The organism is Streptomyces sp. SDT5-1, assembly GCF_052245995.1.
In the GTDB taxonomy this organism is placed as follows: domain Bacteria; phylum Actinomycetota; class Actinomycetes; order Streptomycetales; family Streptomycetaceae; genus Streptomyces.
The window spans coordinates 6,565,950-6,584,701 of sequence record NZ_CM125963.1 but is presented as its reverse complement, the minus strand read 5'-3'; the positions used below and the strand labels follow the sequence as shown (position 1 = coordinate 6,584,701).

The window sequence follows — 18,752 nt, the reverse complement described above, 5'->3', positions numbered from 1 at the left end:
AGTCCGTTCTGCGGAGGGACGGATACAGCGGCCGTGCGGTGTGCCGTCAACTGCCTTGCCTGGTACGGGCCTTGCTCGGTCCTGCTAGCGCAGCGCCGGGATGATCTCGCTGCCGTACGTGTCGATGACCGTCTCGCGCGCGTCGTGCATCGCGTACACCGCGAACTGGTCGACGCCCAACTCCCTGAGCGCTCCCAGCCGTTCGCGGTGCGCGGCGGGCGGGCCGATGAGACAGAAGCGGTCGACGATCTCGTCGGGCACGAACGCCGTGTCGGGGTTTCCCGAGCGGCCGTGGTGCGCGTAGTCGTACCCCTCGCGGGCCTTGATGTAATCCGTCAGCTCGTCCGGGACCATGCTGGAGTGCGCGCCGTACTTGGCGACGAGGTCGGCGACGTGGTTGCCGACCATGCCGCCGAACCAGCGGCACTGCTCGCGGGCGTGGGCCAGGGCGTCCGGAGAGTCGTCGGCCGTGACGTAGGCGGGCGCGGCGACGCAGATCTTCACGTCGGAGGGGTCGCGGCCCGCCGCCTTCGCCGCGTCCCGCACCGCCTTCACCATCCACTCGGTGAGGAACGGGTCGGCGAGCTGGAGGATGAACCCGTCGGCCTCCTCGCCCGCCATCTTGAGGGCCTTGGGGCCGTACGCCGCCATCCACACGGGCAGTTCGGCGCCGGGGCGCACCCAGGGGAAGCGGACGACGGAGCCGCCGCCGAGGTCGGCCTCTTCGCCGCGGCCGAGTGCGCGGATCACCTTCATCGCGTCGCTGATCCTGGCCAGCGTGTTCGGCTTGCGCCCGGCGACGCGCATCGCGGAGTCGCCGCGCCCGATGCCGCACACGGTGCGGTTGCCGTACATGTCGTTGAGGGTCGCGAAGGTGGAGGCGGTGACCTCCCAGGTGCGGGTGCCCGGGTTGGTCACCATCGGTCCGACGGTGAGCGTGCCGGTCTCGGCGAGGATCCGGCTGTAGATGACGAACGGCTCCTGCCACAGCACGCAGGAGTCGAAGGTCCAGCCGTGGGTGAAGCCGGCGGCCTCCGCGCGTTTCATGAGGTCCACGACCGCGGACGCGGGCGGGTCGGTCTGCAGGACGAGTCCGAAATCCATGGCGAGCCCCTCGTTCGGAAGGGACAATCGTGGACCTCGTGCAGGGGGTTGGCAAGAGCTTCTCTACGCGCGTCGCTCTTCTTTCATCCTCCCGGGGAACGTGCCGAGGTCGGCGATCCGGTACCCGTTCGGGTAGCCGCGCACGGTGCTGCTCTCCCTTCCGTGCTTGGGATTTCCGCGCGCCGGGAGCAGCCGTACGAACCTGCCGCGTGCCCGCAGCCCGCCGCGCACCACCCGCTCCACGGCCGGGTGCGGGTTCCGGTACCCGAACGCGGCCCGCAGCGGGGCGTCCATCAGGCAGACGGAGGCCCGGCGCACGGCGCCGCCGAGCGGGCCCGGGTACCAGGACGCCATCAGGTCGAGCGTCGCCTCCGACACCGCGTAGCCGCCCGGGTCGTACGCGAAGTGGCGGCGCTCGTAGTCGTCCATGAGCGTCTCGAACTCCTCGTACGTCTCCGGGATGTCCTTGATGTTCATCCGGCGGCCGAGGTCCCGGTAGTAGTTGGTGGCGGCGCGCACCTCGTGCGGGGAGTACGGGCGCCACGCGTAGTCGTCCATCCAGCGCTTGGGCACGACGACGAACGTCGACAGGACGTAGCGGTAGTCGTCGTTGGAGATGTCGTAGGCCCGGTGCATCCGGTTCATCCGGCGCACCGCCTCGCGGCCCTCCCCCGTGTCGGGGCCGTGCTCGCCGATGGCGTCGAGGATGAGCACGGTGTCGTCGTAGCGCTTCTGCGTGCGCTCGGTGAACTCGCCGGTGCGGCCGAGGAGTCGGCCGATGCTCGGCACCGCGTACGTGCGGTAGAGCGCGAACCCGAGCGCCTGCATGGTGTCCCAGGGGAACTCGTACGACGAGCTGATGCCGTAGATCTCGTGGTAGTCGGTGTCGGGGTCGAGCCGGCGGATCTGTCGAATCCAGTGGTCGCGCCGCACGCTGGTCCTCCCTGGGCCGTGGCGCACGCGGGGCCGATTCCCCGACGTGCCCGCCGACCCACCTTCGTACGGCCGCGGTCGCGGATCAAGGGCGTCGGCGCGCGGACACACGGCGCGGGGTGACGGAGGTCACGGCGGTTCACGGGGCGATCGCGGAATGCGCGGGTCCGTCCCGGTGCTGCACGGGTTGTCGGCCGATCCCTGCGCCAGGGGTCGGCCTCCCCCGTTCTTCGAAAGGCTTTCTGCACCATGCCGCTGGCCCTGTTGGCCCTGGCTGTTGTCGCGTTCGGCATCGGCACCACCGAGTTCGCCACGATGGGGCTGCTGCCCCAGATCGCCGACGGCATCGACGTGTCGGTGCCGCACGCCGGCAATCTCGTCTCGGCGTACGCGCTCGGTGTCGTCGTCGGCGCCCCCGTCCTGACCGGCATCGGCGCCCGGATCCCGCACAAGAAGCTGCTGCTGCTCCTGTCGGGCCTGTTCGTGGTCGGGAACGCCGCGTCGGCGCTCGCCCCGAACTTCGGCCTGCTGTTCGCCGCGCGGTTCCTCGCGGGGCTGCCGCACGGCGCGCTGTTCGGTGTCGGCGCCGTCGTCGCGTCCCGGCTCGTCACGCCGGACCGGGCGGCGCGCGCCGTGTCGAAGATGTTCCTCGGCCTGACGGTCGCGAACATCGTCGGCGTCCCGGCGAGCACCGCGCTCGGCCAGCACCTGGGCTGGCGCTCCGCGTACTGGGCGGTCGCCGTCATCGGCGGTCTCGCGCTCGCGGCGCTCGCCCTGTTCGTGCCGCACCAGCCGCGCGGCGAGGGCGCCGGGATCCGGCACGAGCTGCGCGCGATGGGCAACCGGCAGGTGGTGATCGGCCTGGCCACGGCGGTGGTCGGCTTCGGCGGCTTCTTCGCCGTCTACAGCTACCTGGTGCCGATGCTGACGAACGTCACCGGCATCTCCGACTCCTCCACCACGCTGGTCCTCGCCCTGTACGGCGTCGGCATGACGCTCGGCACGCTGGTCGCGGGCCCGCTCACCGACCGCGCGCTGCGGTCCACCCTGTACGCGGGCCTCGGCCTGCTCGCGGCGGCGCTCGTGGCGTTCTACTTCGCGGTGCACAGCACGGTGGCCGCGCTCGTCGTCATCACGCTCGTCGGGGCGCTCGGCTCCCTCATCACGACGCCCGTGCAGATGCTCCTGATGGCCAAGGCGGAGGCGGCGCCGACGATGGCGGCCGCCTCCAACCACTCGGCGTTCAACCTCGCGAACGCGGGCGGCGCCTGGCTCGGCGGCCTCGCCATCTCCGCGGGCTGGGGCTGGACCTCCCCCACCCTGGTGGGCGCGGCCCTCGCCCTCGCGGGCCTCGCGCTCGCCTTCGTCGGCGGCGCGCTGGACCGCGGCCGCCGCTCCGAGGTGGTCGCGTCGTCCGGCATCGAGACGTCGGAGCGGCCCGACCAGGTCACGCTGACGAAGCCCTGACGGCGGTTGCCCTCTCAGCTGCCGAAGGGGACGTCCTGGCTGGTGGCCATCCGGCGGGTGTTCGGGTGGGCCTCGACGTAGTTCCGGATGTACGAGAGGGCCTCCCGCGCGCCGCTGCCGTTCGTTCCGCAGCCCTTCGGGCCGCTGACGCCGTCGGGGTAGCAGGACATCCGGTTGCCGTAGATCAGGGAGTCCACGGCGGCGCCGTCGGCCGAGTCGGAGAGCAGGGTCTCGGCGCGCTCCCGGTCGCCGGTGCCCACGGTCCAGCCGACCGTGCCGGCGAGCTCTCCGCGGTCCCGGGCCCGGCCGCCGGCCCGCAGCTCCTCGCGGATGCCGCCGAACTTGAGCGCCATGTCGAACAGGCCGTCGTCCATCACCCGCTGGTTCCGCGCGATGGCCGCCCCGTGCTCGGCGTAGCCGTCCCGGACGTCCGCGTAGGTGCCGCTGTAGGCGACGCCTTCCTTGCTGTTCAGGCTGCCCGTCACGTCCTTCCAGCCGCTGCCGCCCTCGGTCCCGTAGAAGCCGTAGAGCACCCGGATGCCCTGGCTCTCCAGCTTGGCGCGGGCCAGGTCCCTCAGGGCGACCGCGGAGCACTGCTTCCTGTCCGAGTCGCTGCTCGCGCACCAGTCCGGGTTCTTCATGTCCAGCCAGACGAACGACACGTGACGCCCCGTCCGGTGCTCCTTCGCGACCTGGTCGAACATGGCGGCCATCGTGTCGCCGTAGCTGGTGAGCGTGCCGTCGTGATCCGCCCACCAGCCTTCCTTCCAGGCCGTGGCGTCGATCTCCAGCGCGTTGGCGCCGTCCCGGAGAGCCGCGGTCACCCCCTGAGTGGTGAGGACCCGGTGAGCGATGGCCCAGGTGGGGCGCTGATGGCCGGGCTCCTCGGCGGGTGCGGAGCCCTGGGCGGCGGCCGCGGAGCCCGCGGTTCCCAGGGCGGCGGCGAAGGCCAGGGCCAGGGCCAGCAATGTCCTGCGGCGTCTGCGTACGGCGCTCATCCGGACGGGGTCCTCTCTGTCGTTGGGGGCAACAGTCGTTCTGGAGCAGGCAAAACTCGGAGGAGCCTACGCTTGGTTACCGTTCGGTAACCAGCGAGTGTGACGTAAGTAACCGGTCAGTAACCTGTTCCTCGCGGTGCCACCGGGATTCACTGCACCTCCCCAGCCCGTCCGGCCCCCGGAGACGGAGACACAGGATGCAGTCGCAGGCAATCAACAGGCGCGCCATGCTCGCGGGGGTCGGCGGCGTCGGCACCGCCGTCGCCCTCGGCGCGTTCGGCCGGCAGGCGCTGGCGGCCGAGAACGGCGTGGCCAAGTTCCCGATGCCGGACAAGGCCGAGCTGAACGTGCTGATCACGGGCGACGCCGGCACCGGCACGCCCGACCAGTTCGCCGTCGCGGCCGCCGCACGCGAGCTGTGCGCGAAGCGCGGTGTCGACCTCGCGATCGGACTCGGCGACAACATCTACGAGAACGGCCCCGAGGACGACCTGGACGACGAGTTCACCACCAAGTTCGAGGAGCCCAACAAAGGCATCGACGTCCCCTGGCTGATGGTGCTCGGCAACCACGACACCAGCGGTGTCATCCCCGGCAGCGGTGGCCGCCCCTCCCGCGGCGACCACGAGATCGCCTACCACCGGCACTCGGCCCGCTGGAACATGCCCGACCGCCACTACCGCGTGGCCGTCCCCCAACAGGCCCCCGTCGCCGAGTTCTTCGCCATCGACACGACGCCACTCTCCTCGTACGTCCTTCAGACCGACCCCGAATACCACTGGGACGGCCCGTTCGCCCACAAGCAGCGCGCCTGGCTGGCCGACGCGCTCGCCGCCTCCCGCGCCCGCTGGAAGTTCGTCTTCGCCCACCACCCGCTGCGCAACAACGGCGCGCACGGCAACGCGGGCGCGTACGAGGGTGTCACCTGCGGCGACTACATGAGCGGGAAGCACGTCAAGGAACTGTACGAGGAAGTGGTCTGCGGCAAGGCCGAGTTCATCCTCTCCGGCCATGACCACACGCTCCAGATCCTGGACACCGGCGCCGACCACCACGGCACCCAGCAGATCGTCTGCGGCGCGGCCGCGAAGACCGGTGGGAAGGGCAACCGGGCCGACAACACGGAGTTCTGGGCGGCCTACGACACCCTCGGCTTCATGATGCTCTCGATCAACGCCGACCGCGTGGTCACCGACGCGTACACCGTGGACCCGGAGACCTCCGACCACCGGCACGCGTACCGCCACACACGAACGGAGCGCATCGCCCGTTAGCGGCACGCGCTCACCTGTATGGTTCCCGCGGAGATGCGGGCGGTCCCCAACGAGGGTGACCTGTCGGTCATGGCTTCTCACGAGCACAGCACACCGGCCGCGGACTCCACACGGCGTCGGGTCCTCGGCCTGTCCACGGCCCTGATCGGCGGTGCGCTCACCACGTGCCTGGCGCCCGACGCCGCCGCCCACTCCCCTGTTCCCATGGGGCCGCCCCGGCGCGCCGCCATGCCCCTCCGTCGGCGCTACCGCGTCTCCGCCCGCTACGGAGTGCGCGGCAACTGGCAGGCGGGGCACCACACGGGGATCGACCTCGCGGTTCCCGAGGGGACGCCGGTCTTCGCCGTCCGCGCGGGCACCGTCGTGCTGGCCAAGCGGTCGGGCGACTACGGCAAGGCGGTGACCATCCGGATGACGGACGGTCACTACGCCGTCTACGGACACCTCAGCCGCATCCGAACCCGCCCGGGGGCCCGGGTCACCCCCGGCATGCGCATCGCGGACAGCGGCAGCACAGGACGCGCCACCGGCCCGCACCTCCACCTCGAGATCCGTGCACGCCGCGGGTACGGCTCGGACGTGAACCCGGTCGCCTATCTGGCACGGCACGGCGTCCGCCTCACGTGACGCCGCCCCCTGTCAGGCCAGGTACTGGCAGGTCCCTCGCGGCATGTACACACCGTGCCCCGCGCGCCCCGTGAACTCCCGCTCGCTGATCACCGGTTCGCCCCGCGACAGCACCGTCTCCACCCGACCCGTGATGCGCTTCCCCTCGTACGCCGAGTAGTCGACGTTCATGTGGTGGGTGTCGGCGGAGATCGTCTGCTCGGCGGCCGGATCGTAGATCACGATGTCGGCATCCGCGCCCGGCGCGATCGTGCCCTTCTTCGGGTACAGGCCGAACATCCGGGCCGGGGTCGCGCAGGCGATCTCGATCCAGCGGCGGCGCGAGATGTGTCCGTCGACGACCGCCTGGTGCAGGAGGTCCATGCGGTTCTCGACGCCCGGCATGCCGTTCGGGATCTTCGAGAAGTCGCCGCGGCCCAGCTCCTTCTGGCCGCTGAAACAGAAGGGACAGTGGTCGGTGGAGACGACCTGGAGGTCGTTCGTGCGCAGTCCGCGCCAGAGCGCCGCCTGGTGCTCCTTCGGCCGCAGCGGCGTGCTGCACACGTACTTGGCGCCCTCGAAGTCCGGCTCCGCGAGGTTGTCCGTCGACAGGAAGAGGTACTGCGGACACGTCTCGCCGAACACCGGCAGACCCTCGTCGCGGGCCCGCGCCAGCTCGGCCACCGCCTCCTGCGCCGACACGTGCACGACGTACAGCGGCGCCCCCGCCACCTGCGCCAGCTTGATCGCGCGGTGGGTCGCCTCGGACTCCAGGAGGGCCTTGCGGACCTCGCCGTGGAAGCGCGGGTCGGTCTCGCCGCGGGCGAGGGCCTGTTCGACGAGGACGTCGATCGCGATGCCGTTCTCCGCGTGCATCATGATCAGGCCGCCGTTCTCGCCGGCCCGCTGCATGGCCCGCAGGATCTGCCCGTCGTCGGAGTAGAAGACGCCGGGGTACGCCATGAACTGCTTGAAGGACGTCACCCCCTCCTCCACCAGCAGGTCCATCTCCTTGAGCGTCTCGTCGTGGACGTCGGAGACGATCATGTGGAAGCCGTAGTCGACGGCGCACTGCCCGTCCGCCTTGGCGTGCCAGGCGTCGAGGCCCTCGCGCAGCGAGTGGCCGACGGACTGGATGGCGAAGTCGACGATGGTGGTGGTGCCGCCCCAGGCGGCGGCCCGGGTCCCCGTCTCGAAGGTGTCGGCGGCGTACGTGCCGCCGAACGGCATCTCCATGTGCGTGTGCCCGTCGACACCGCCGGGGATGACGTACTTCTGCGACGCGTCGATGGCGCGCGCGTCCGACCAGGACGCGGCGGTGTCGCTGCCGGTGGCCGCGAGGGCCACGACGCGGCCGCCCTCGATGAGGACGTCGGCGTGCATCTCGTCGGCGGCGGTGACGACGAGTCCGCCGCGGATGACCGTACGGACGGCGCTCATGTGCTCCTCCAAGGACAGCTGGTCACGGACGGGTCAGCGGCTCGTACGCCTGCGGGTTGCGGTCGCGGTAGAACTGCCAGCGGTCGCGGACCTCGCGCAGCTTCGCCATGTCGAGCTCGCGGACGACGAGTTCGGGCGCCTTGTCGTCGGCGACCTCGCCCACGAACTGGCCCTCGGGGTCGACGAAGTACGACGTGCCGTAGAAGTCGTTGTCGCCGTACTCCTCGACGCCGACGCGGTTGATGGCGCCGACGAAGTACTCGTTGGCGACGGCCGCCGCGGGCTGCTCCAGCTGCCAGAGGTAGCGGGACAGGCCGCGCGAGGTGGCCGACGGGTTGAAGACGATCTGGGCGCCCTCGAGGCCCAGCGCGCGCCAGCCCTCGGGGAAGTGCCGGTCGTAGCAGATGTAGACGCCGATCTTGCCGACGGCGGTGTCGAAGACCGGCCAGCCGCTGTTGCCGGGCCGGAAGTAGAACTTCTCCCAGAACCCCTTGACCTGCGGAATGTGGGTCTTGCGGTACTTGCCGAGATAGGTGCCGTCGGCGTCGATCACGGCGGCCGTGTTGTAGAGGACGCCGGGCTGCTCCTCCTCGTACACGGGAAGCACGAGGACGATGCCGTGCTCGCGGGCGAGGGCCTGGAAGCGCTGGACGACCGGCCCGTCCGGCACCGACTCGGCGTACTCGTAGAACGTCGCGTCCTGCACCTGGCAGAAGTACGGGCCGTAGAACAGCTCCTGGAAGCAGAGGACTTGGGCGCCCTGGGCGGCGGCGTCGCGGACCGCCTGCTCGTGCACCTTGATCATGGACTCCTTGTCGCCTGTCCATGCGGTCTGGAAGATCGCGGCGCGGATGACGGGGCTCATCGGGACCTCCAACGGTTCTTCGACGGCTCGGTGGTGCTGGCTGAGACGGTAGGGGGCGGGGGCGCGGCGGCCGAGTCGCAACGTGTCACGCGCGGGGGCCGGGGGCGTTGCACGGTGTCACGGCGCCGACTGCGCGTCGTGCGCGAGCAGCGCCAGATGCACGGCGGCGGCCTGCTCGAAGTCGTCGAGGTCGACGCCGAGCAGCGCCTGTATGGACTCGAGGCGGCGGTAGAGGGCCGGGCGGCTCATGTGGGTGAGGTGGGCGGTGCGGGACTTGTTGCGGCCGGTGGAGAGGTAGGCGCGCAGCACGGGGAGCAGTGCGTCGGAGTCCTCGACGGCCAGGATCGCGTCCAACTCCCGTTCGGAGAAGGCCTGTACGCGCGGGTCGTCGCGCAGCTGCCTGACCAGTCCGCGCAGTCCTACGTCGCCGATCCTGACGACCGCCGGAAGGCCGGGCGGCGCCCCGGTGACGGCGTCGGCGACGTGCAGCGCCTCGCGCAGCGCGTCGGGCACGTCCTCCCAGTCGGCGCGGGCGGGCCCGGCCGCGACCACGGCCGACGCGTCGCCGGTCTCGGCGCGGAGCCGCCGCGCGAAGTGCGCGGCGAGGGCGTCGGGCGACTGGTCGCGGGCGAGGCTGAGGAGGACGGCGGTGGTGTGCTCGGCGAGTTCGGCGACCAGCCCGGGCAGACCCAACAGGCGTAGCAGCCGGTCGAGTTGGGCGGGCGTGGTGTCGCGCACGACGAGCGGGACGAAGGTGCGGCGGTTCACCGGGAGGCCCGCCGCGCGGGCGCGGGGCAGCAGACCGCGCGGCGGGGCGGCGCCCGAGAGCAGGTCGGCGAGGAGGCAGCGGGCGGACTGCTCCTCCCAGCTGGGCCCGGTGCCGGTCAGCAGGTGGTGCAGGACGAGCGCCTCGGCGGCCCGGTCCGCGAGCAGCCGCCCGGACGCCGCGTCGCCCCGGTGCCCGCACAGCACGACGGCGCCCCAGTGTTCGCCGCGCCCGCCGAGTTCGGCGCGGATCCAGCCCTCGCCGTCGACGCCGCCCGGCTGCCGCGCGATGCGGTCCCAGTCGCGGAGCACGTCGTCGACGGCGGGGCGTTCACCCGCGGTGGCGAGGACGCGGTGGGCAAGGTTGGTGAGGACGACGGGGCAGCCGCTGTGCGCGGCGATCTCGTCGAGCAGCCGCTGGAGCGGGGCGCCCGCCGTGATGAGCCCGGTGAGCGCGGTGCGGATGCCGTCGGAGAGCCGGACGGCCGCGAACTTCCGCCGGACGAGCCGGGACTGCACCTCCTCCGTCAGCTCGGCGAACGGGAACGGGCGGTGCAGCACCACCATGGGCAACCCGTGCCGCTCGGCGGTGCGGCGCATCTCCTCCGGAGGAGCGGGGAAGGCGCGGCCGAGGCCGAGGACGAACGCGGCGGCCTCCGCGCGGTGCAGCGAGTGCACGTACTCGGCCTGCCGCCGGGCGTCGTCCGCGAGCAGCACGCCCGTGGTCAGCACCAGTTCGCCGCCGCTGAGCATGACGCCGACGTCCGCGGCCTCCGCGACGTGCACCCAGCGGACGGGGCGGTCGAGGTGGTCGGCGGCGGCGACCACCTCGGGGCGGCCCGCGGCGATCCGGTCGAGGGCGAGTATCTGGCGGACGGTGAGAGCGTGTGCGGACATCTCCGGAGGGCCTCCCTCGCGTCGAGCGGCTACCCGGCGGGGCTGGAGTGCAGCGCCCGCTCCAGGATCCCGGCCCCCTGCTCCGCCTCGGCCACCGTCAGCGACATCGGCGGCGCGATCCGCAGGACGCTCGTGTCGTGGCCGCCGCCCTTGCCGATCAGCAGGCCCTGCTCCCGGCAGGACTCGACGACCTGTACCGCGTCGGGGCCGGGGCCCGGGGTCTCCAGCTCGATGCCGATCATCAGCCCGCGCCCGCGCACCTCGCGTACGCCGGGCGCGGTGGCGGCGATGGCGCGCAGCCGCTCGATGAGGAGCCCGCCGACCCGCCGCGCGTTGCCCTGGAGGTCGTGTTCCAGCAGGTACGAGAGGTTGGCGAGGCCCGCGGCCATGGTGATCGGTGAGCCGCCGAACGTCGAGATGGAGTTGGCGTCGAGGCAGTTCATGACGTCGGCGCGGGCGACGACGCCGCCGATCGACATGCCGTTGCCGATCCCCTTGGCGAAGGTGAGGATGTCCGGCGGTCCGGCCTGCGCGTGCGCCTGCCAGCCCCAGAAGTGCTCGCCGGTGCGGCCCCAGCCGGTCTGCACCTCGTCCGAGATCCACAGGATGCCGTGCTCGTTCAGGACCTCGCGGAACGCGGCGTACAGGCCGTCGGGCGGGGAGGTGAAGCCGCCGACGCCCTGGATGGGTTCGGCGATCAGCGCCGCCACGCTGCCCCTGGTCTGGCCGAGCATGTCGCGCAGGTCCGCGACGCAGGCGTCGACGAACTCGGCGTCGGACAGGTGCGCGTAGGGTCCGCGACCACGCACGCCGCCGTGCACGTACAGGGTCTGGAGCGGGGAGAGGCTCGTGGGCGACCAGCCCTGGTTCCCCGTGATGCCGACGGCGGAGAAGGAGCGGCCGTGGTAGCTGTTGCGCATCGCCAGGATCTGGTTCGAGCGGCGGTACGCGGTGGCGAGCAGCAGGGCCGTGTCGTTGGCCTCCGTGCCGGAGGTGGTGAAGAAGACGCGGGCGTCGGGGATGCCGGACAACTGGGCGACGCGCTCGGCGAGTTCGACCATCGGCCGGTTCAGGTAGAGCGTCGAGGAGTGGATGATCCGGCCGGCCTGTTCGCTCACCGCCTTGGTGACCTCGGGCAGCGCGTGCGCGGTCATCGTGGTGAGGATGCCGCCGAAGAAGTCCAGGTACTTGTTGCCCTCGGCGTCCCACACGTGCCGACCCTCGCCGTGGGTCAGCTCGATCGGGTCGTCGTAGTACAGGGCGAGCCAGTCCGGCAGGACCTCGCGGTGGCGGTGGTGCAGAGAGGCTCGGGAGGGGGCGGTCATCGGCGGCACTCCTTTTCCTTACGTCTCTACGCACGTAGAACGGCCGTAGAGGGTCGAACGTAAGCCTCTTGGGGGTGCTTGCCAAGGCCATCGTCGGCAACCCGCTGGATCGCGTCCCGCCCGGCACCCGTGCGGGTGACGGTTCAGTGCGCGATCCCGGCGACGCGCAGGGCGTGCGCCACGTCCCGGTACCGCTCGTCGGAGACCCCGCGGGCCGCGTCGAGGACGAGGGGGACGAGCCGGTCGGGGTCCCCGCTCGCGGTGTGCGCGGCCTCTTCGGGGGTGCGACCGCGCACGTACGCGTCGAGGAGGGTGCGGGCCTCGCGGTGCCGGCCCGCCGCGTCGAGCCGGTCCACGGCGTCACCGAACTCGGCGGGCGGGCGGCTCGTGCCCTGGCGCAGCAGCTGCCCGCCGTCGGCGGCGCGGCCCGCGGCGGTCAGCGCGTCGACGGCGGCCACCAGCCGCTCGGGCGGCAGCGACGCGGCCTCCCACAGCAGGGTGGCCCAGTCGGCCCCGAGCCCGCGGCGCGCCAACTCCTCCGCATACAAGGGGAGATGGCTGGCAGGGCCTTCCGCCGCGCCCACGAGAACCATGTGGGCCTCGCCGCTGCGGCCCGCGGCGCGGTGGTGGGCGAGGAGGTCGACCGCGGCCGCGACGTCGGCGTGCGCCGCGGCGTCGGGCACGGGCGGGGCGGGGGCGGTCGGCTCGTCCCGTCCGGGAGCGGCGCCGGCGAAGCGGGCGCCGGTGGGGGTCGCGGGTGCGGAGGCCGCCTGCCCGGCCGGGGCCGACGTCTCGGGCTCCTCGGTGGGCATCCCCGCGAAACGGGCACTGCCGCGAGCGCGACGCTTGCGCTCCTTGATGGGCGCAGGGGGTGGCGCCGAGCCGTCCGGGTTGACGGGCCCCGGCCCCAACTCGGCCAGCCGCGCCCCGAGTTCCGCGACCCGCGCGGTCGCCCGCTCGTGGTCGTCGCGCGCCCACGCGAGGTCGAGGCGGACGGCGTCGGCCTCCTCCGCGTCGGCGGCGGATTCGAGGCGGGCGCCCAGCTCCCGGAGGCGCTGGGCCGTGATCTCCCGCTCGCGCGCCATCTCGTCCACCCGCTCGGCGAGCAGGGCCCGGCCGCCAGGCGCGGTGTCGTGGGCGCGGGCGGAGGCCCGGTGCAGGGCGCGGGCACGGGCCGCCTCACGCTCGGCGTGTTCGCTGCCCATCGTCGCGGCGAGGTCGTTCAGGAGTGCCTCCACCACGTCCCACGGAGGCACCTCGACGCCGTCGAGACAGGCCCGCATACCCTCCGGGTCCCGCCGCCAGAAGACTCCGCACCATCCGGCCCGCTGGTCGAGCCGGGCGTTCAGGCCTCGCAGATACGTCGCGAAGTCCTGTGCCCGGTCCGGGAGTTGCCCCACGCCTGTCACGCGCCCACCGATCGTCGCACCCGTCACGGCCTACGCTCCGGAAGCAAACACCTCGCGTGTTACGGGGGCGCTACGCGCGCTTTTCGGCGCGTTCACCGCACCGCTCAGGCGGGGGCCAGGGCGCAGTGGGCCACCAGCTCGTCCATGGAGATGCCCAGCTCGCGGGCGAGGGCGGCGACGGTGAAGAAGGCGGGTGTGGGCGCCCGGCCGGTCTCGATCTTGCGCAGCGTCTCGACGGAGACGCCGGCGCCCGCGGCGACCTCCGTCATGCTGCGCCCGAGCCGCGCCTCGCGCAGCAGCCGCCCGAGCCGCTCGCCGCGCTCGCGCTCTTCGGGGGTCAAGGGGGTTCGGACCATGCCTCCATGCTACCCGGACCCACATTTCCGTACCGGATTTCTGTACCGGATTCTTATACCGGTATAGTTATTGGCATGGTGGAACTGAAGACGGAAGCACAGATCGACGCGATGCGGGAGGCGGGGCGGGTCGTCGGCGACGCACTCACCGCCGTACGGGACCGGGCCGGGGTGGGTGTGAGCCTCCTGGAGCTCGACGAGGTGGCACGGGAGGTGCTGCGCAAGGCGGGCGCCACGTCGCCGTTCCTCGGGTACCGGCCGAGCTTCGCGCCGACGCCGTTCCCCGCGGTGATCTGCGCGTCCGTGAACGACGCGATCGTGCACGGCATCCCGACCGGGTACCGGCTGCGGGACGGGGACCTGGTGTCGATCGACTGCGGGGCGCAGCTCGACGGGTGGGCCGGGGACTCCGCGATCAGCTTCGTGGTGGGGCGGGCGCGGCCGGAGGACGTACGACTGGTGGAGACGGCGGAGCGGGCGCTCGCGGCGGGGATCGCGGCGGCGGTCGTCGGGAACCGGATCGGGGACATCGCGCACGCCATCGGGACGGTGTGCCGGGAGGCGGGGTACGGCATCCCGGAGGGCTTCGGCGGTCACGGCATCGGGCGCCGTATGCACGAGGACCCTCCGGTGCCGAACGAGGGGCGGCCGGGACGGGGCATGCGGCTGCGGCCAGGGATGGCGCTCGCCATCGAGCCCATGGTGATCGGCGGCGGCCGGGACGGTTACCACGAGGCGCCGGACGGATGGACCCTCGTCACGAACGACGGCTCCCGCGCCTCCCATGCGGAGCACTCCGTGGCGGTGACGGAGGCGGGTCCCGTGGTCCTGACGGCCCGCTAGTTTCCGCAGCCCCGGGGTTGCGCCCCGGGGCTCCGCCCCGGACCCCGCTGCTCAATCGCCGCAGGGGCTTGAATGTGCCCGCCCAGCCCTTACCGGGTCGGCGAGACGACCATCGCCGAGCCGCCACCGCGGCGTACCTTCTCCGCCGCCGCCAGCCACTGGCCACCCGGCAGCCGCTGCACGCCCGTCGCCGCGCCGATCTCCGGGTTCGCCTTGAAGGAGTGGCCGATGGACTCCAGCTGAGCGCGGAGCGCACTGTCGTACAGGCCCGGTTCGAGTTCCGTCTGCGCCGCATTGCGCTGGCTCGCCCGCGGCGCCGCGATCGCGTCGACCAGCGGCAGCTTCCGGTCGATGAACCCGGTGAGCGTCTGCGCCACGGTGGTGATGATGGTCGCGCCGCCCGGCGAGCCGACCGCCACCACGGGCTTGTTCGCCTTGTCGAGGACGATCGTCGGCGAGATCGAGGACCGCGGCCGCTTGCCGGGGCCGGGCAGGTTCGGGTCGTGCACCTCCGGGTTGGCCGGCGCGAAGGAGAAGTCCGTCAGCTCGTTGTTGAGCAGGAACCCGCGCCCCGGCACGGTGATCCCGCTGCCGCCGGTCGACTCGATGGTGAGGGTGTAGGCGACGACGTTGCCCCACTTGTCCGCCGCGGTGAGGTGCGTCGTGTTCTCCCCCTCGTACGTCGTGGGCGCCGCCTTGTCCCCGGCCTTGCCGCACTTCCCCGGATGCCGCGGGTCGCCAGGCGCGAGCGGGCTCTTGAGCACCGCGTCGTCCTTGATGAGGCACGCGCGGGAGTCGGCGAACCGCTGCGAGAGGAGTTCCTTCGTCGGTACGTCCTCGAACGCCGGGTCCCCGACCCAGCGCCCCCGGTCGGCGAACGCCACCCGGCTCGCCTCGATGAACCGGTGCAGATACCGCGCCTCGGACGCCTTCGACAGGTCGGTGTTCTCCAGGATGTTGAGCGCCTCGCCGACGCTGGTGCCGCCGGACGAGGACGGCGCCATGGAGTAGACGCCGAGCCCCCGGTACGAGGTCCTGCTCGGCGCCTGGAACTTGGTGCCGTACGCGGTGAGGTCCTTCGCGGACAGCTTCCCGGGCCGCGCGTTGTACCCGGAGGCCGGGTCGACCGGCGGCTTGTTGACCGTCTTCACGACGTCCTTGCCGATGTCGCCGCGGTACAGCGCGCCGATCCCCTCGCGCCCCAACTGCTCGTACGTGCGCGCCAGGTCGGGGTTCTTGAACGTGGAGCCGACCTCGGGAAGCTTCCCGCCGGGCAGGAACAGCTTCGCGGTGTCGGGGAAGTTGCGGAACCTGGCCTCGTTCGAGGCGGTCTGCGAGCGGAACGTGTCGTCGACGGTGAACCCGTCGCGCGCCAGCTTCGTGGCGGGCTTCAGGACCGGGCCGAGGCCCTTGGTCCCCCACGCGTCGAGCGCCGACTGCCAGGTGGCGGGGGTGCCCGGGGTGCCGACGCTCAGTCCGCTGGTGACGGCGTCGTTGAAGGCGAGCGGTTTGCCGTTCTCCAGGAAGAGGTCGGAGCCCGCGGTGAGCGGCGCCGTCTCGCGGCCGTCGATGGTGTGCACCTTGCGGGTCTTGGCGTCGTAGTAGACGAAGTAGCCGCCGCCCCCGACCCCGGACGAGTACGGCTCGGTGACGCCGAGGGCGGCCGCGGTGGCGACGGCGGCGTCCACCGCGTTGCCCCCGTTCCTGAGCACCTCGATGCCGGCCGCCGAGGCGTCCGGGTCGACGCTCGCCACGGCGCCGCCGGAGCCGACCGCGACCGGTTCCTTCGCCGGCGTGCTCGAACCGGACGAAGGCGGAGCCGCGGCACCAACCGCCACCATGCTGCCAAGGGCGGCGAAGACCGACAGATTCCGTACAACTGAACGTCTCATCAGTACCTCCGGTCAACAGGCGTCAGCGCAGCGTAACTTGATGCGTCCGCGCCGTCAGGCCCCCCTCGAACCCCGGTCGAACATCCCGCTAGAGTGCGCCCCCATGACTGAAGACGTGCGTGACATCGTCCTCGGCCTGATCACGGCGGGCATCGGCGCCGCGCTGGGCTGGCTCGTCCGTACCTACCTGTGGAAGCGCAAGCTCCGCAGGAAGCAGGCCTTCTTCGGGCTGCCCGACAACTCCGAGTCGCTGCTGGTCGTGAACCGCGACGCGGGCGGCCCCGAGCTGACGGTGAAGCGGCACGACGTCTTCGCCCTCCTCGAACTCTCCGCACTCATCAAGGACTGCAACGCGCACGCGCAGGTCGTCGCCCACGACACCACACAGCAGGGTTTCGGCGACCGCACCGAGTTCTGTGTCGGAGGACCGGCCTCCAACAGACGCATGGCCGCACACATGGTCAGCCTGCTGCCCGGCATCCGCGTGAACACCGACCCCGAGCCGGGCCCGGACCGCGGCGCTTTCCAGATCGGCTCCGAGCGGTACCGCCTGGAGCCCGGCAGAACCGAGTACGTGCTCCTGGCCCGCCTGACCGCCGGCCCCGCCACTCCCGAGGCGCGGCCGGTGTTCCTGTTCTGCGGCCAGTTGCCCATCACCAACCAGGCCGCCACCCGCTATCTCGCCCGGCACCACGAGCGGCTCGCGCGCAAGCACGGCAACTCCTCCTTCGTACTGCTTCTGAAGGTCGTGAACTCGGGGGCGTACGGCCCCGACGTCGTCGAGGTGGTCTCCGACGTCACACGGGCGGCGCAGGCGCCGATCCCCGCGGCGCCCACCAACGGCGGCCGGGCGGCGCACCGCGCCAAGTAGGCGGGACGCCGAAGGGGCCGCAAAACCAAGGAGAGCGGCACCCCCGCCGCGTACGAATGCGACAAGGGCCCGCTCCTCCTCGGCAAGCAGGCACGTCCCGACCGGCACGCTGCAGCTGACCTTCTCCGACACGAACTGCGTGACGCAGTGATCTCCGGCTGCGGCAGGGCGGGGACGACCCATGCTTTGTGGCTACTGCGTACCTGGCAGCAGCGTCCCTGGCTCGGCCGGGGCGACATCAGCCGCCTCCGTCTTGGGGTTGCGCCGCTGGCGCTTGGCCACCCATTGGGCGAACCAGGACAGCACCATGCACATCCCGATGTAGATCGGCGAGATCACCATCACCACAGGGATGAAGGGCAAATCGTAGTCGAGGTTGGACGCGATCAGTTTTCCGGCGTGGAGGAACTCCTCATAGGTGATGAGATACCCGAGCGACGTGTCCTTCAGGGCCACCACCAACTGGCTGATGATGGCGGGCAGCATGGCCCGCACCGCCTGAGGGACGAGCACATGCGTCATGACCTGCGTCTTGCGCATGCCCAGCGCGTACGCCGCCTCGCGCTGTCCGCGCTCCACCGCGTTGATGCCCGATCGGAACACCTCGGCGAGCACGGAGCCGTTGTAGAGCGTCAGGCCGGCGACGAGCGCGGCCAGCGGCTCCATCTTCAGGGCCACGTAGATGAAGAAGATCATCACGAGGACCGGCATGGCGCGGAAGAACTCGACGAACAGCGTCGCGATCCAGCGCACCGGCTTGTGGTCCGAGAGCCGCCCCACGGCCAGGATCGTGCCGAGCGCGAGCGACAGGACGGCCGCCATGGCGAAGGCCTTCAGCGTGTTGCCGAGCCCGCGCAGCAGCAGCTCCTGGATGCCCGTGTACTGGAACGGCATCCACTTCGTGTACGTGAACTGGTCGGTGTCGAACAGCAGGTACAGGATCCAGGCCAGCAGAGCGAGCAGGACGACCGTCGAGAGGACCCCGTACAGCTTGTGGCGGCGCTCGGCCCTCGGGCCGGGGATGTCGTAGAGGGCGGTGGCGTCGTGTCGCAGGGCCTTCATCGGGCGAACCCCCAGCGCTTCTCGAGGAAGTTGAACAGGGCGCTGATGGCGAGCGTGATGATCAGGTATCCGATCGCGATCCAGACGAAGGTCCAGATGATGTTGTAGCCGAGCTCGCTGAGCGTCTTGTACGTGCCGAGCAGCTCGACGACGCTGAACGCGCCCGCGATCGCGGAGTTCTTGGCGAGCGCGATGAGCGTGGAGCCGATCGGCGGGATCACGGACCGGAAGGCCTGCGGCAGGATGACGTGGACCAGGGTCTGGCCGAACGTCATGCCGAGGCTGCGGGCCGCCTCGCCCTGCCCCTTGGGCACCGTGTTGATGCCGGAGCGGACCGCCTCGCAGATGAACGCCGACGTGTAGCAGCCGAGGGCGAGGATCGCGAAGACGGTGAAGGGCAGTACGAGACCGAAGCGCGGCAGTCCGAGCAGCACCGCGAAGAACAGCAGGGTCAGCGGGGTGTTGCGCAGGACCGTGACCCAGGCGGTGCCGAAGGCGCGGAAGGAGCCGACGGGCGCGACCCGGAACGACGCCATGAGGAAGCCGAGCACCAGGGCCAGGATCGAGGCGAAGACCGTGAGTTCGACGGTGCCGAGGAAGCCCTTCCAGTACAGCTCGATGTTGTCGGTCAGGACATTCATACGA

At 71.6% G+C, this 18,752-nt stretch carries 17 protein-coding genes; 5 read left to right on the top strand and 12 right to left on the bottom strand.

The annotated features are described in order from the left end of the window. Positions 1 to 84: 84 nt before the first annotated feature. On the bottom strand, positions 85 to 1,104 hold the full coding sequence (locus ACTWJ8_RS30200; RefSeq protein ID WP_443260798.1) for a TIGR03842 family LLM class F420-dependent oxidoreductase: 1,020 nt from the start codon (positions 1,102 to 1,104) through the stop codon (positions 85 to 87). Between the two features lie 63 nt (positions 1,105 to 1,167). Next, positions 1,168 to 2,037 carry an oxygenase MpaB family protein gene (locus tag ACTWJ8_RS30195; protein ID WP_443260797.1) on the bottom strand — a complete coding sequence of 290 codons (870 nt, stop codon included), beginning with the start codon at positions 2,035 to 2,037 and terminating at the stop codon, positions 1,168 to 1,170. Positions 2,038 to 2,286: 249 nt separating this feature from the next. On the opposite strand from ACTWJ8_RS30195, the gene ACTWJ8_RS30190 reads away from it, so the two are divergent. Then, on the top strand, positions 2,287 to 3,504 hold the full coding sequence (locus tag ACTWJ8_RS30190; protein WP_443260796.1) for an MFS transporter: 1,218 nt from the start codon (positions 2,287 to 2,289) through the stop codon (positions 3,502 to 3,504). A gap of 14 nt (positions 3,505 to 3,518) precedes the next feature. Here the strand turns inward: ACTWJ8_RS30190 and ACTWJ8_RS30185 are convergent, their stop codons facing one another. Next, a complete protein-coding gene (locus ACTWJ8_RS30185; RefSeq protein WP_443260795.1) occupies positions 3,519 to 4,502 on the bottom strand; it encodes a phospholipase in 984 nt (327 codons plus the stop codon). A 197-nt stretch (positions 4,503 to 4,699) separates the two neighbouring features. On the opposite strand from ACTWJ8_RS30185, the gene ACTWJ8_RS30180 reads away from it, so the two are divergent. Then, positions 4,700 to 5,776, top strand: coding sequence for a metallophosphoesterase (locus ACTWJ8_RS30180; protein ID WP_443260794.1), 1,077 nt, complete (start codon positions 4,700 to 4,702; stop codon positions 5,774 to 5,776). Between the two features lie 69 nt (positions 5,777 to 5,845). After that, on the top strand, positions 5,846 to 6,403 hold the full coding sequence (locus ACTWJ8_RS30175) for a M23 family metallopeptidase (RefSeq protein WP_356379183.1): 558 nt from the start codon (positions 5,846 to 5,848) through the stop codon (positions 6,401 to 6,403). Between the two features lie 12 nt (positions 6,404 to 6,415). Here the strand turns inward: ACTWJ8_RS30175 and hydA are convergent, their stop codons facing one another. From hydA to ACTWJ8_RS30145, 6 genes are all read right to left on the bottom strand, one after another. Continuing rightward, complete coding sequence (gene hydA / locus ACTWJ8_RS30170; RefSeq protein ID WP_443260793.1) at positions 6,416 to 7,822, bottom strand: dihydropyrimidinase; 1,407 nt, start codon at positions 7,820 to 7,822, stop codon at positions 6,416 to 6,418. 22 nt (positions 7,823 to 7,844) lie between these two features. Next, on the bottom strand, positions 7,845 to 8,687 hold the full coding sequence (locus ACTWJ8_RS30165; protein WP_356379177.1) for a nitrilase-related carbon-nitrogen hydrolase: 843 nt from the start codon (positions 8,685 to 8,687) through the stop codon (positions 7,845 to 7,847). 117 nt (positions 8,688 to 8,804) lie between these two features. Further along, the gene (locus ACTWJ8_RS30160; protein ID WP_443260792.1) at positions 8,805 to 10,349 is read right to left on the bottom strand and encodes a PucR family transcriptional regulator; all 1,545 of its coding nucleotides are present in this window, start codon (positions 10,347 to 10,349) and stop codon (positions 8,805 to 8,807) included. Positions 10,350 to 10,378: 29 nt separating this feature from the next. After that, positions 10,379 to 11,674 (bottom strand): aspartate aminotransferase family protein, encoded by a 1,296-nt coding sequence (locus tag ACTWJ8_RS30155; RefSeq protein ID WP_443260791.1) that lies wholly within the window; start codon positions 11,672 to 11,674, stop codon positions 10,379 to 10,381. A 143-nt stretch (positions 11,675 to 11,817) separates the two neighbouring features. After that, positions 11,818 to 13,074 carry a hypothetical protein gene (locus ACTWJ8_RS30150; RefSeq protein WP_443265029.1) on the bottom strand — a complete coding sequence of 419 codons (1,257 nt, stop codon included), beginning with the start codon at positions 13,072 to 13,074 and terminating at the stop codon, positions 11,818 to 11,820. A gap of 113 nt (positions 13,075 to 13,187) precedes the next feature. Then, positions 13,188 to 13,439, bottom strand: a complete 252-nt coding sequence (locus ACTWJ8_RS30145; RefSeq protein ID WP_356379166.1) for a helix-turn-helix domain-containing protein — start codon at positions 13,437 to 13,439, stop codon at positions 13,188 to 13,190. Positions 13,440 to 13,514: 75 nt separating this feature from the next. Here ACTWJ8_RS30145 and map point away from each other — a divergent pair, with 75 nt between their 5' ends. Continuing rightward, entirely contained in the window at positions 13,515 to 14,282 is a 768-nt protein-coding gene (gene map, locus ACTWJ8_RS30140) for a type I methionyl aminopeptidase (RefSeq protein WP_356379163.1), read from the top strand. 89 nt (positions 14,283 to 14,371) lie between these two features. On the opposite strand, the gene ggt is transcribed toward map, so the two are convergent. Then, positions 14,372 to 16,174 carry a gamma-glutamyltransferase gene (ggt, locus tag ACTWJ8_RS30135; protein ID WP_443260790.1) on the bottom strand — a complete coding sequence of 601 codons (1,803 nt, stop codon included), beginning with the start codon at positions 16,172 to 16,174 and terminating at the stop codon, positions 14,372 to 14,374. A gap of 103 nt (positions 16,175 to 16,277) precedes the next feature. On the opposite strand from ggt, the gene ACTWJ8_RS30130 reads away from it, so the two are divergent. After that, entirely contained in the window at positions 16,278 to 17,045 is a 768-nt protein-coding gene (locus ACTWJ8_RS30130; protein ID WP_356379158.1) for a hypothetical protein, read from the top strand. Positions 17,046 to 17,237: 192 nt separating this feature from the next. On the opposite strand, the gene ACTWJ8_RS30125 is transcribed toward ACTWJ8_RS30130, so the two are convergent. Further along, a complete protein-coding gene (locus tag ACTWJ8_RS30125; RefSeq protein ID WP_443260789.1) occupies positions 17,238 to 18,107 on the bottom strand; it encodes an amino acid ABC transporter permease in 870 nt (289 codons plus the stop codon). Continuing rightward, on the bottom strand, positions 18,104 to 18,748 hold the full coding sequence (locus ACTWJ8_RS30120) for an amino acid ABC transporter permease (RefSeq protein ID WP_356379152.1): 645 nt from the start codon (positions 18,746 to 18,748) through the stop codon (positions 18,104 to 18,106). The genes ACTWJ8_RS30125 and ACTWJ8_RS30120 overlap by 4 nt, the downstream gene beginning before the upstream one ends. Between the last annotated feature and the right edge of the window lie 4 nt (positions 18,749 to 18,752).